General features: G+C 37.8%; 10 protein-coding genes. 5 read left to right on the top strand and 5 right to left on the bottom strand.

Translation table 11 applies throughout. The features are described from left to right. A partial coding sequence (locus AC4CVD_RS18265) for an autotransporter serine protease (RefSeq protein WP_490753651.1) occupies nucleotides 1-2,411 on the bottom strand: 2,411 nt, incomplete at its 3' end. An 803-nt stretch (nucleotides 2,412-3,214) separates the two neighbouring features. Then, nucleotides 3,215-3,439, bottom strand: a complete 225-nt coding sequence (locus AC4CVD_RS18270; protein WP_005155906.1) for a helix-turn-helix domain-containing protein — start codon at nucleotides 3,437-3,439, stop codon at nucleotides 3,215-3,217. 178 nt (nucleotides 3,440-3,617) lie between these two features. Between AC4CVD_RS18270 and AC4CVD_RS18275 the strand changes: the two genes are divergently transcribed. After that, nucleotides 3,618-3,878 carry a hypothetical protein gene (locus AC4CVD_RS18275; protein ID WP_005155907.1) on the top strand — a complete coding sequence of 87 codons (261 nt, stop codon included), beginning with the start codon at nucleotides 3,618-3,620 and terminating at the stop codon, nucleotides 3,876-3,878. 107 nt (nucleotides 3,879-3,985) lie between these two features. Here the strand turns inward: AC4CVD_RS18275 and AC4CVD_RS18280 are convergent, their stop codons facing one another. Further along, complete coding sequence (locus AC4CVD_RS18280) at nucleotides 3,986-4,942, bottom strand: MobA/MobL family protein (RefSeq protein ID WP_085064994.1); 957 nt, start codon at nucleotides 4,940-4,942, stop codon at nucleotides 3,986-3,988. A gap of 351 nt (nucleotides 4,943-5,293) precedes the next feature. Here AC4CVD_RS18280 and AC4CVD_RS18285 point away from each other — a divergent pair, with 351 nt between their 5' ends. The 3 genes from AC4CVD_RS18285 to AC4CVD_RS18295 all read left to right on the top strand — a co-directional run bounded on the left by AC4CVD_RS18285 (nucleotide 5,294) and on the right by AC4CVD_RS18295 (nucleotide 8,183). After that, nucleotides 5,294-6,049, top strand: a complete 756-nt coding sequence (locus AC4CVD_RS18285) for a hypothetical protein (RefSeq protein WP_044110740.1) — start codon at nucleotides 5,294-5,296, stop codon at nucleotides 6,047-6,049. 590 nt (nucleotides 6,050-6,639) lie between these two features. Beyond that, entirely contained in the window at nucleotides 6,640-7,569 is a 930-nt protein-coding gene (repM, locus tag AC4CVD_RS18290; RefSeq protein WP_086222692.1) for a replication initiation protein RepM, read from the top strand. A 68-nt stretch (nucleotides 7,570-7,637) separates the two neighbouring features. Further along, nucleotides 7,638-8,183: a plasmid replication DNA-binding protein gene (locus AC4CVD_RS18295; RefSeq protein WP_407595441.1), complete on the top strand. Its 546-nt coding sequence runs from the start codon at nucleotides 7,638-7,640 to the stop codon at nucleotides 8,181-8,183. 232 nt (nucleotides 8,184-8,415) lie between these two features. Here AC4CVD_RS18295 and AC4CVD_RS18300 read toward each other — a convergent pair whose 3' ends face one another. Then, complete coding sequence (locus AC4CVD_RS18300; protein ID WP_002115246.1) at nucleotides 8,416-9,267, bottom strand: universal stress protein; 852 nt, start codon at nucleotides 9,265-9,267, stop codon at nucleotides 8,416-8,418. A 12-nt stretch (nucleotides 9,268-9,279) separates the two neighbouring features. Further along, complete coding sequence (locus AC4CVD_RS18305) at nucleotides 9,280-10,767, bottom strand: SulP family inorganic anion transporter (protein WP_005108963.1); 1,488 nt, start codon at nucleotides 10,765-10,767, stop codon at nucleotides 9,280-9,282. A gap of 401 nt (nucleotides 10,768-11,168) precedes the next feature. On the opposite strand from AC4CVD_RS18305, the gene AC4CVD_RS18310 reads away from it, so the two are divergent. Next, entirely contained in the window at nucleotides 11,169-12,503 is a 1,335-nt protein-coding gene (locus AC4CVD_RS18310) for an ISNCY family transposase (RefSeq protein ID WP_490753541.1), read from the top strand. Nucleotides 12,504-12,948 lie beyond the last annotated feature (445 nt).

The raw sequence follows: 12,948 nt of genomic DNA on the forward strand, positions 1-12,948 counted from the left end.
AAGTTTCGACCCGCTTCAACATAAGAATTTAAAACAGAAGTATCAGATTTAATTACTGACTGCTCAGTGCTTAAACCAGAGTTCACATTGCGGCTGTATTCAGTATCACCTAAACCGTAATGGAGTGTCCCAAGCATATAAGCATCACTGAATAAATACTTACCATACACACCAAAGCCAGTAAGGTCAGTTTCAGCTTTATTGGCATTCAAACTGTATTCAGACTTATCTTTAAGTTGCGATACATAGCCACCAATTAAAGCATTTTCATTCAGTGTGAAATCAACACCAACACTTGTAGAGTAAACATCCGAATCAACCGAATCCCAACCGCTTGCACCATTTTTGGTTGTTAATGCTGTGTAGTCCACCCAAACACCACTAGCATCTAAGCCCGCATCACTTAGATGACGAACAATCGAACCATTTGCCAAACTTTGGTTTTTAAGTAATACCGAAGATGTTTCAGCAAAGATTGAACCTGAGTTACTGTTCAAGACAGCCTGTACGCCGTCAGCAGTGGTAATCGCTTGCAATTGGGCTGCATAATTCACCAAATTATTGCTAGTATCACCGGATTTATACAATTCATCAGCTTTAGCAAGAAGTTTATCGGTCAATTGAGCAGAAGCAGTACTTACACCACCTTTGATCGATGCGGTCTCAGAAGCAGACTTTAAACCAACATCGGTATACACATTGTTTGAATCATAAGCCGTATTACCTACAGTCAAGAATGCGCTCTTAGTGTTTACTTCCGAGAATTGGCCTGTTAATCCACCATCAGCATTTAGTACCGTATGGGTGCCTGTTTGAACATATTTAGCAGCGGTTGCTGTCACGTTTAGAGCACCATCGATGTTCGCTTTACCAGAGACAGTAAGTTCATTACCAACTTTATAGGTTAGAGACGCATCTTTAGATTGGGTATAGTCACCTTTGACCGCTAAAGTACCCTCACCTGTTGAGACGTTGCCATAGTTGTTTACTGATCCAGTTGTGCCATTACCGCCAAGTAATGTACCACCACCATTAACCGTAAATACTGAACTCGATGTATCACCAGATACCTTTAAAACGCCCGAATTAACAGTCGTATCACCTGTATATGAGTTATCACCTGAAAGCACCAGACGACCATTACCGTTTTTAATTAAACCGGCATCGCCTTTAATGTCATTAGAAAAAACACCAACATAACCATCAGTTACGTTCGCATCAAAGTCACCAAACTCTTTGGTAAACATTCCAACGCCATTTACAGCTTTGTCTTTATTGAAGTAACCCCAACCGTAGGTTTCATTGTATAGACCATTATTAACACTACCATCGTCCATGTAATCAGCAGTTGTCAATAAAGTTTGACGAACCTGATCTGCTGTCATCCAAGGATAGTTAGACCATACCAATGCAGCCGTACCCGTTACTTGAGGCGCTGCGCCAGATGTTCCATGAAACGAATATATATAGTCACTTAGAGCAGAGTTTGATAGGTTGTTGTTTACATAATCAGCAGCCAGACACCATTTTGCAGCCACACCACATGCGTTAGCGCCTTCACCACTATCATCTCGGTATAGTTCCGTGTGATCTTCATTTAAACCAGTAACAACAAGCCATCCTTTTTCGATTTCAGCATTAAATTTAGGGAACAATGCTAAAGATGATGGCTCATTACGCCCTTCATTACCCGAAGAGAAAACCAACAAGCCACCATTCTTAACTACGTCCAAAGCACCCGATTGATTGATAAAAGCAATCATTTCTTCGTCAGTTAAGTTCCAGGTTGAACCAGAAGAAATATTGAATAACTTGACACCATTTTTCATCATTTGATCATTGGCGGCAAAAAAGAACGTTTTTGTATAAGAAGTACCAATACCATTTTCGGTTGTTTGAGCTGCATAAATTTCAGCTACACCGTTGGCAACTCCCTCGGCAGAACCATTTACACTTGATCCTGCAATTATTGTTGATACAAACGTGCCATGCATGCCATTGCCATTGTCCTGCAGATTAGCAGAAGCATTAGATAGATCAGTGACAGTAACTTCGCCGGTTGAAGTATTAAATGAATACTTTTTGATTGAGGAAATAGAACCCTTTAGGCTTTCTGTTTCAACAACACCACTATCAAGCACCCCAACTTTTACCTTAGCAACAGTCGTATTTGTATCAACTACTGATGGCTCTTTTTCAACTGGTTTGGTTGGATCAGTTGGATCGGTAGGCGTGGTTGGATCAGTTGGGTCGGTAGGCGTGGTTGGATCAGTTGGGTCGGTAGGCGTGGTTGGATTGGTCGGAGGTGTCGAAGTTGACGGTTTTGAAGAAGATCCACCACCGCCACAACCAACAAGCATAGCTGCAACGATAGCTAGTGCAAGTGGAGATTTACCCAATTTAAAGTTCATAATTTTACCTGATTTAAAAGTCATTTTTTGATATATGTAAAATAAAATTTCATACTTAATGATTTAGAACTCTGTAAATTCCGTTGTGATCGGCATTATAAAGTTACCCCTTTGATTGCATATTAATATTCAATAAGTAGCTGAACTTCTATTTTTCTCTTATTTAACCGCACTGAATTTACCGGAGATGGTTTTTTAAGCTAGATAGCACAGACACATAGAATAGCAAAAAATATAATAAAAAATCATGTATATCAATATATTAATTATAATTAAATCCTTTATATTTAAGAAAAAGAGCATTAAAAGATTCGATTTATATTTTATTTATTGAATAGCCCCTACAGTTTTTTTACTATTTTTTTGGCTTTGTTGCATAAATATTTTGCAAGATACTGATCTTTAAGGGGGTTGTGAAAATTTTAATGAAAAATAAATATAATAAAATCATATTTTTAGATATTTGTGCAACAAAACCGTGTCGGAGTAATTATTTATCAAATAATTATTTTTATTATTATTACTGCATCTGGTAAAGGAGGGAGATGGATAGTTACTCCTATCGCCTGCTTATGGACCATCACTCATGTCTTTTTCCCACCCTTAATGATTCTACAGTTTTGTGTTATAGCATTGGCATTTGCTTGTGCGGGAGTCTAGAAACCGCTCATTTAAAATGATGGAGGTTATACGAAAGGCCCAATTCATGGGCCTTTTGATCATCCACTTAACATAAAATCTCTTCTACGAAATGCACGTGTTAGAACCCAATTAAATCTTTAATTGGGTTCACATCAAATACTCTATTGATCACGATAAGCTCGAACTTTCTCAAAAATTGGATAAAAGTCCAGACCATCATCCTTCATATCTGAAATTATGACCGCAATTACTGCAATCGTAGTGGGCACTTTACCGTTCTTTTTATAGTTGGTAATGGAGTTCGCGTTCATATCTAAAAGCGCTGCAAATTCTTTAATAGAAAGGCCAGACTTACCTATAAGTCTTTGAAATTCTTCGTAAGGCATAGTTTAAAAAGCAGAATTGTTCTGATGGAAAAGTATAGCACAGATCATTTATTTACATTTAAACACATAAATAATGTGATTAACACACTATTTATGTGTTTAAATATTCCCATATCCTTCTTTCAGGACATATGAAGAAGGTGTTTTTAATTATTTCTTCTTAAAATGAGGCATAACAATGGGTAATTTAAACTTGATTAATCATTTATACCTTTCTGAAAATTCTAGAAAAATTGGAACTCAACTCATTAAAGAGCTCTCAATTAATAGATCGAACAATCTGAGTTTATTTTTAAACGTTAATAAATGTTTTGACGATCGAGAAGCAACATTGGTATGGACGCAGCATCATCTTGATCAACATATAGATGATGATTACGAAGACGTTAAACGCGCTTTTTTAGCATTCTTTCCTGATGGAGCATTTATGCAATTTTGAGACTGTTAATTGAATAGCTAGACTCCCTGAATGGTCCTTTTAAAGGACCATTACACAATTTACAGTCCTACAGTCAGTTTACCTGTCACAGATTTTTGAACGCTCTATCAAAATCCAAAACGAGGACCATCAAATCCTTTCGTTTTTTCTTGTGTCTGTTTCTGCTTTTCTTGCTCTAGTAACTTTTGCTTATTCAATTCTACCTCATAATAGGGTTTGTACAGCTCATAACGATTTTCAGCTCTCAACCGATTAATTTCTACAATCATGTCCTGTTTTTGCTGATAGCGAACTGGATCACTTTCTTTGGCAAACCGCAGTGCCTTATTCATCATCGGCACATCTTGCAGATTAGTATCGTATTTTTTATTGTAATCCTCATTGGATAGACAACTCACCTCATTCGGAACCTCTACCTTTAGCCCTCTAATTTCAAGCACTTTGGTCGGTGCATAACGCTGTAAGCTGTCATTAATGAGTTCTTCAGTTTTTTGTCGGTACAACTGCAATTGTGCTTTGCCCATCCCTAATACATCGGCTGTTAATTTCTGAGCGCCCCCTTTCTCTGGCTGTTCAGGGTTATAACGCTTAAAAAACTGCTCCGGTGTTCGCTCTATTCCATCCACATGCCGTTCACTATAAATCAGATGCAAATGGGGTTGTTCTTGACCACCTAGACTACCAACATGATGATGGATAGCACAGCTATAAGGATATTGATAACGGTCAGCAAACTCTTGAATAAACTGCTCTGCCAATTCGATACGTTGTTCCGATGTAAGCTCTTTTGGTAATGCCACCACCAAACTTGAACAGACTCGACCATTTTTACGTTCATACAGATCCGAGGCCTGCCAAAATTCTTCCGGATTCCCCTCGGCAAAGCTCGGCATATTACCTGAGCAAACAAACTCAAGTTGTTCATGAACATGATCTTTATGTTGTGCAAATTGTGCAGTTCGAGTGATGTAGTGAAAGCGCTCTTTGGCCGTTCTAGGCTTGTTATTTTTACCACCTTTTTGGGGCGGATTTTTACTGTTGTGTTCAAGATTACAGAAGAACATATTTGCGTCTAGCCCTCACGTTATTTTTGATGTTGTAACGACACTTTTTTTGCAGCAACACACATTTTTGATGTTGTAACGGTAGATCGCTATTGCAGAAACAAATGTCAAAAATGCAGCAACAGTACTCTGATAGATACAAATCAATAACTTACGTCTCTAATGGCCTGCGGAGCACGAGGAGAAGTGTTTCTAATTCGATATAATTGCGTTAGTAATTATATCGAATTAGAAACACGGAAACGAGCTAATAAATTAAATAAAATGTTCCCACATTTTATTTAATTTATTCATGCAGCCATATGCTACTCTACTGATATCTGATTCATGTGTTTTTTTGGGGTGCTGATCATGGTGAAACGAGGTCGTCCTGCTAAAGTTTTATCAAATGAAGATCTGATTCAATTGCAGCAGTTTTTAGAAAAATTACCGTTCCTCACAGAAATTCAGTCTCATGTTTTAAGGTCATTATTATCTACAGAAAAATTTGATGAAGAGATATTCAAAAAGTTTAAAACTGTAGATCGCTATAGAGTGCTATATCAACAACGCCAAATCTTACTTGAACAGATCAAACTCAAAGCACATAACCAACAAAAACTAATGGACAATGAAGTTGAAATTTTAAGTTTGGCCCAACAAGATCAGGATCGAGACACCTGGTTTAGACTAGAACGAGCCTTAGAGTCTTATCAAAAAATCCATAAGGCGGTTCTCAATGACCGTATACGCCTCGAAAATGAGCATAAACGCGAAGTTCTAAACAAATCGAGGAAAACCCTTACCGAAGCACAAATCAAGCGTAATGAGGAAAACAGACGCAAATATGAATTAGGTGGTGCAGTATTAGCAGCCTTTAAAAAATTGAATATTGATATTAGTTCGGAAACACCAGATCAAATCACCAATAGAATTGTCAATAACACTCAATTCGCATATAGCGTAAGAACAAGTAAAATATTTAAAGAGATTACTGAACAGAACAACAATTTTTTTAAACGACAAAATTTATTTCTTGATGTTCTTGAAGGCCTATCAACTTGGGAAAGTAATCATAAGAAACTATCAACGATAGAAATTGAAAAACACCAACATAAACATGAATAGTCCTGATTATTTCAACTTAGAGTCCCCATAGTTGAGCGAGTGTCTACGAGCGACACAATCAAAATTCGCGCCTAGACTCTCTGAAAAACCGCTTTTTAGGCTGTGAAGCCTAAATAAGCGTAAATCACATGCAGAAAATTGAGCCTAGACCGAGCGTAGCGAGTAAAAAAGCTCTATGAGCAAAGCGAATTCCGAGTTGTTTTTGCTTTTTGCTAATTCACGGAAACTTTAACCAAAAAATTGCCCCAACGAATCGAGCGAAAGCGAGATTCAATAGAGTTTGAGCGAAGCGAAAACCAAGGGCAATTTTTCATGATTCAGGTTTTTAATTATTTTAAGGTTTTTAAATGTTTTTAACTTAGTTTTAATTATTAAATTTCAATAACTAACCTTTGTATTCCCCCACGTTTAGTTACCCATTCCCCCACGTTTAGTTACCCATTCCCCCACGTTTAGTTACCCATTCCCCCACGTTTAGTTACCCATTCCCCCACGTTTAGTTACCCTCCTAATTACACCCTTAACTACACAGTTGCAGTTATACCCACATTGTTATAATCTGTGGGTATAAAAATATTTCAATTGAGTCTATGTCAAAAGAATTAGTTGTAAAAACCAATCGGTTAAACCAAGCTTTTCAAACTCTATCTTTATCAGAGTTTCATATTGTTCAATTAGCCATTGTTGATGCTAGACATACGGGTACTGGACTAAGTACAGATACTCCTTTACGAATAGATGCTTTGAGATATGCTGAAGTTTTTGGGACAACAAGGCAAAATGCTTATCAGAGAATGAAAGAAGCAGAGGATTCTTTATTTAACAGAAGATTTAGCTTCTTTGATGAAGATGGGAAATTAGTCAAAAGTAGATGGATTCAGCAAGTAAAATATCTAGATGATGAAGGGGCTATTGAACTTGTTTTCACTTTAGCTGTTGTACAAGGCATAAGTAAAATTGATGGTATTAAAGACTTTTTTACTCAATATTTACTAAGCCAAACAGCCCAGCTTAACAGTACATATTCAGCAAGATTATACGAGTTATTAATTCAATGGAAAGCTATTGGAAAAACGCCAGTATTTGAATTAGCAACTTTTAGAGAACAACTTGGAATTGGTGTTAATGAATACAAGCGTATGGATCACTTTAAAACTAGAGTTCTTGACTTAGCCATTTCTGAAATTAGCGAAAAAACAGATATAGAGGCAACCTACCAACAGCATAAAAAAGGCCGTTCAATATCTGGTTTTTCTTTTTCTTTTAAACAAAAAAAATCTAAAACTAAATCATTAGAAAATCAGACAATATCTGGCAATCTAGATCTTTTTTCAAAAAAAATGACTGACTCTCAACGCCACTTATTTTCCAATAAGCTATCTGAACTTCCTGAAATGAGTAAATACTCTCAAGGAACTGAAAGCTATCCTCAATTCGCAGTAAGAATTGCTGAAATGCTTAAAGATTCTGAGAAGTTAAAAGAGTTTGCTCCCATGCTTGAAAAGGTTGGCTATCGTTAAATCATTGATGTAACGTTACATTACTAAATATTGTCTACTGACATACAGACTTTTACTTGGGTTACATGATGAAAGCACTATCTGTTATTGAATTAGCTCAACTCTATGGAATGAATCGTCAAAGTATCTATAAACGTATAAATAAAGGGGATTTATCAAAAAATAGTGATGGGAAAATAGATTTATCTGAAGCCATACGAGTATTTGGCGAACCATCTAATAAAAATAATAATGTAACTACGTTACAGTCTACTACGGTACAAAAAGATACAGAAGTAGACATGCTAAAACAGCAAGTAGACATACTTAAAAAACAGCTAGAACTTGCACATGAGCGAGAAGTTTTCCAAAGAGAACAGCTAGAAGCAAAAGACAATCAAATAGAAGCAATACAACGACTGTTAGAAGCTCCAAAAACCAATATGACTACGTTTACCGATCAGAAACCTAGCCAAGATATAGCAACGGATCCTCGGTCAGAACCTGAGCCGAAACATGACGGATTGACTACTCCGGAACAAACGGAAAATAAGCGGATTCCAGTACCCGAGCACATTGAACAGGAACCGGAAAAAAGAGGCTTTTGGAGCCGTTTTTTTAGACCCTATGATTAACCACGATTGTTTAACTGATATGAACAAAGTTGTGGAACATTGATCAAATAATAGGCGTGGAACGTGAAAAATCATAAAAAAAGCCCAAACAGTGATGTTTGGGCTATAAACTTTGAAATAAGTATTTGAATTTCAAAATAAATTATAACACATTTCGTATAAGGTGTATTATGTTAATTTTAGAAATTCTAAAAAAGGGATAGTTTTTAACTATCCCTTTATCTTGTAAAAATTATCTTAGTAATAATACTGGTTTTGTAGAACTTGATAACAATTTGGTCGTCGTACTACCAATAAAAAACTGGCGTATCTTTGAATGACCATATGCACCAATCACAATCATATCAATAACGTTTTTTTCTTGATAATCCAATATAGATTTCTCAACATCACCTTCAAGCACACTATCAATGACATCAAAACCATTATTTGCAAGTAGCTCTTTTGCCCAAGTGACTTGTGATGTCATATCACTATTTGGCTTACCAACATATACCACATGAGCTGTCAGGGTTTTTAATAAAGGGCTATTTGCAATTTTGTCTACACAAATACGTGCAGTAGGACTTCCATCAAAAGCAATTAAAAATGACTGAGGTGGACTAAACGGTGAGGATGTGATTAACACGGGTTTATGAAGAGCACGAACAACATTTTCAATATGGGTTCCAACTTTACTGGAATTGTGCTCGGTTTCAGTTCCATGCTTACCCATAACAAGAACTCGAATATCCTCTTCCATTCCCATGATTGTTTCTAAAAGACTGCCATGGCGTTGAAAGCTTTGAGCATCAATAGAGAACTTCTCCAATAGATAGTTTTTTGCTTCCCGAAGAAGAATTTGGCCATGCTCTAGCTCAATTTTCCCCTTACGTTCTTCCAGTTCAACCAACTCGTTTAGCAAGGTTTCTCGACTTCCTAGACCAATTGCACCACTTAAATCTTGTGGTGCTTTCGCTTTTGGCTTATCAATGACATGCAATAACTGAAGAGGTGAATTCAATTTATCGCTAAACCAAGCTGCATAATCACAAACGGTATTTGTTGCTAATGATCCATCAATACATGCAATAATTTTTGACATAATTCATCCCTCTTAGTGGCTATTTAAGCGATCTAAAGCATCTGGCTTATCATGGATACCAAACTTATCGACTAACGTTTTACTGGCTTCATTCATTCCAATCAGTTCGACTTCTGTTCCTTCACGTCTAAACTTAATGACCACTTTATCTACGGCAGCGACCGCAGACACATCCCAAAAGTGAGCCTGACTAACATCAATCACAACTTTTGAAAGTGCTTCTTTGAAATCAAATGCAGAAGTAAATTTATCTGCTGAGCTGAAGAACACTTGACCTGTTACCGTATAAGTACGGGTATTTTCAGGTTCATTAAATTCGGACTGAATTGCCATGTAGCGTTCAATTTTGTTGGCAAAAAATAATGCAGAAAGAAGTACACCAACTAATACGCCATAAGCCAAATTATGTGTCGCAACGACCACGATGACTGTAACGATCATCACAATATTGCTAGATAAGGGATATTGGCGGATATTGCGTAGTGAATCCCAGTTAAATGTTCCAATTGCTACCATGATCATGACAGCAACCAGTGCAGCCATTGGAATGGCTTTAAGCCAGTCACTGATAAACACCACCATAATTAACAGAAAGACCCCTGCACTAAATGATGATAAACGGGTACGTCCACCAGATTTCACATTAATAATGGATTGACCAATCATGGCACAGCCTGCCATTCCGCCTAAGAAGCCTGAAGCGACATTGGCAACACCTTGCCCTTTACATTCTCGGTTTTTATCACTGGTGGTATCTGTTAAATCGTCGACAATTGTTGCGGTCATCATGGACTCAAGTAAACCCACGGCTGCCAAACCTAGTGAATAGGGTAAAATAATCACTAAAGTTTCAAGATTTAAAGGGATATCAGGAAGTAAGAAAATAGGTAATGTATCTGGTAATTGCCCCATATCACCTACGGTTCTTACATCTAAACCAATGAACAAGGCAAAAAGCGTAAGGAGGACAATACAGATGAGGGGAGAGGGTAAAAGTTTCCCTATTACTGGGATATAAGGGAATAGATAAATAATAGCTAAACCGCCAATTGTCATCGCATAGACATGCCATGTCACATTAGTGAGTTCAGGTAATTGAGCCATAAAAATTAGAATAGCCAAAGCATTTACAAAGCCAATCACGACTGACTTTGATACAAACCGCATCAAGGCCCCTAATTTTAGATAGCCTGCTAGGATTTGAATAAATCCTGTCAAAATTGTGGCTGCTAATAAGTATTGCAGACCATGCTCTTTAACCAGTGTGACCATTAATAAAGCCATAGCACCAGTTGCAGCAGAAATCATCCCTGGACGACCGCCTACAAAAGAAATTACCACGGCAATACAGAATGAAGCATATAGCCCGACTTTAGGATCGACACCTGCAATAATTGAAAAGGCAATTGCTTCAGGAATTAGAGCTAAAGCAACAACAATACCCGCAAGAACATCTCCGCGAATATTGGAGAACCATTGTTCTCGAATAGTGGATAACATGAAAATAGCCTATTTTTTTAAATTTTAGGAAAGGCTAGTGATGTGATATATGACACACAAGCTACTACACCACATCACTAGACAGTGATGAGTTATTTACTGTTTTAAGAGATAAATAAACTTATGGTGGCGTAAGTGTCATATTAAGAAAGATATCTATTTTGGAGGGTTTCGGGGGCAATGATAGCAGTTAGGCCCTTTTCTATCCACCCTAACCGCAGTACTGAAGTAAAAGTAAGAATGATCATAGATAATTTTAGAATTGATTTATGTCCATTTAACATAATAGAGCTTATACGAAACGCGTTTGTTAGAACCCATTTAAAGTGTCTATATTCTCACCAATAAAAATGTCTGGTTTATGATGGTTTTTATCACCATGGACTGGATATAAAATATAGATGCTGATCACTATGTCTGACAAAGAAATTCAACGGCTTGCAGTTCTGCAAGACGTTCGAGATCATCGTATTACCCAGGTCCGTGCTGCTGAAATCCTGAATCTTTCCACCCGTCAAATTACCCGGTTATTGCAGAAGCTCAATCAAGATGGTGTCTCAGGTATAGCACATGCCAGTCGTGGTCAACCTGGCCATCGTCGCCATGATGACTTGTTAAAATCAAAGTGCCTTTCCATTATTGCTGAACATTTGCTGGGCTTTGGACCCACCTTGGCGCATGAGAAGCTCAGCAGCATGTTTGACCTGAATATCCCGGTAGAAACGGTTCGTCGCTGGATGACTGCAAATGACCTCTGGATTCCTCGATCCAAGCGCCTGAAACGTCCATATCAGCCTCGATACAACCGTGATTGCTTCGGTGAGCTGATCCAGATCGATGGCTCATATCATGACTGGTTTGAAGGCCGAGCTTCCAAATGCTGCTTGCTGGTTTATATCGATGATGCTACTGGCAAGCTGTTGCATTTGCGCTTTTGTGAGGCTGAAACGACCTTTGACTATATGCTTTCAACCCGAGCCTACATTGAACAATACGGCAAGCCTTTGGCCTTTTATAGCGATAAACACTCGGTATTCCGAGTCAATCAGAAATCGAGCCAAGATAGCAAGATCACGCAATTTGGGCGGATTCTGAATGAGTTAAACATTGATATTATCTTCGCCAACTCACCCCAAGCCAAAGGCCGTGTGGAACGTGCCAACAGAACCCTTCAGGACCGCCTGATCAAGGAGATGCGCCTGGAAGGCATTGGTTCGATTACCGAAGCCAATGCTTGGCTACCCTGCTTTATTGAGCATTTCAATCAGAAGTTCGCTAAATGTGCACGAAACTCAAAGAATTTACATCGACCATTAACCGAATCTGATCTTGAACTGGATGATATTTTTACCTGGCAGGAACCGCGTAAGGTCACCAAGAATCTGACCCTGACCTATGACAAGTGTATTTATATGCTTGAACCGACAGAGCTGAATCATAAGCTTGCTGGGCAATACATTTCATTTCTGGAGTACCCGGATGGAACTATCGCCATCATGTATGAGGGACGGAAGATCAACTACAGCATCTTCAATAAACTGGCTGGACTACAGCAAAATGCAGTGGTTGAGAATAAAAGATTAGGCTCGGTTCTGGCCCATATCCAGCAACAGCATGAAGCATTGGAAAAACAGAATAAACGTTCCCGCCTCAAGAAAAGTATGCCGAGTCGTAAAGCTCAGAAAGCTGTTATTGAACAAAGAAAGTTGAATCCTGTACTTGACTCTTGTCGTTAAAAACACGACATTTTAAATGGTTTATCGCATAGACATTTTAATTGGTGAATAACAGCGTTTTTAATATTACTTTAATATCAGTATCTTATCGTTATTCATACCCTTTGGAACGTTCTCGTTCAACCGACTTGGAAACAAGTCGGTTTCTTTTTAAGCAAAACTGTAACTTTTAGCCAATAAAATTGATCAAAAAACACTCTTTTTTGCATTTTTTCCTGATTTCTCAAGGGTCACAGTTCAGAAATAATCCCCAATTTCTGCGGACAACTCTTGGGATAAAATAGGCCAATTTTGTAAGCTAAAACTTACACAGATTTAAGGATTTTGCGGATTGGTAATCCAAGGCATTAGCCCTATGATGAATACATAAGGGAACTGGATGTTTCTAGAAAACAAGAATAAGAAAATAGCGCAAGGAATGGGCAGCACGAGATCAGTAAGACTA

The sequence above is a fragment of the Acinetobacter sp. LipI_23 genome (assembly GCF_058243045.1).

Bases quoted from the DNA above. Each gene is read 5' to 3' on its own strand.
- AC4CVD_RS18280 (WP_085064994.1), bottom strand. From the start codon at position 4,942: ATGTTCTTCTGTAATCTTGAACACAACAGTAAAAATCCGCCCCAAAAA.
- repM (WP_086222692.1), top strand. From the start codon at position 6,640: ATGTCAAAAGAATTAGTTGTAAAAACCAATCGGTTAAACCAAGCTTTT.
- AC4CVD_RS18295 (WP_407595441.1), top strand. From the start codon at position 7,638: ATGAAAGCACTATCTGTTATTGAATTAGCTCAACTCTATGGAATGAAT.
- AC4CVD_RS18270 (WP_005155906.1), bottom strand. From the start codon at position 3,439: ATGCCTTACGAAGAATTTCAAAGACTTATAGGTAAGTCTGGCCTTTCT.
- AC4CVD_RS18310 (WP_490753541.1), top strand. From the start codon at position 11,169: ATGCTGATCACTATGTCTGACAAAGAAATTCAACGGCTTGCAGTTCTG.
- AC4CVD_RS18275 (WP_005155907.1), top strand. From the start codon at position 3,618: ATGGGTAATTTAAACTTGATTAATCATTTATACCTTTCTGAAAATTCT.
- AC4CVD_RS18300 (WP_002115246.1), bottom strand. From the start codon at position 9,267: ATGTCAAAAATTATTGCATGTATTGATGGATCATTAGCAACAAATACC.
- AC4CVD_RS18285 (WP_044110740.1), top strand. From the start codon at position 5,294: ATGGTGAAACGAGGTCGTCCTGCTAAAGTTTTATCAAATGAAGATCTG.
- AC4CVD_RS18305 (WP_005108963.1), bottom strand. From the start codon at position 10,767: ATGTTATCCACTATTCGAGAACAATGGTTCTCCAATATTCGCGGAGAT.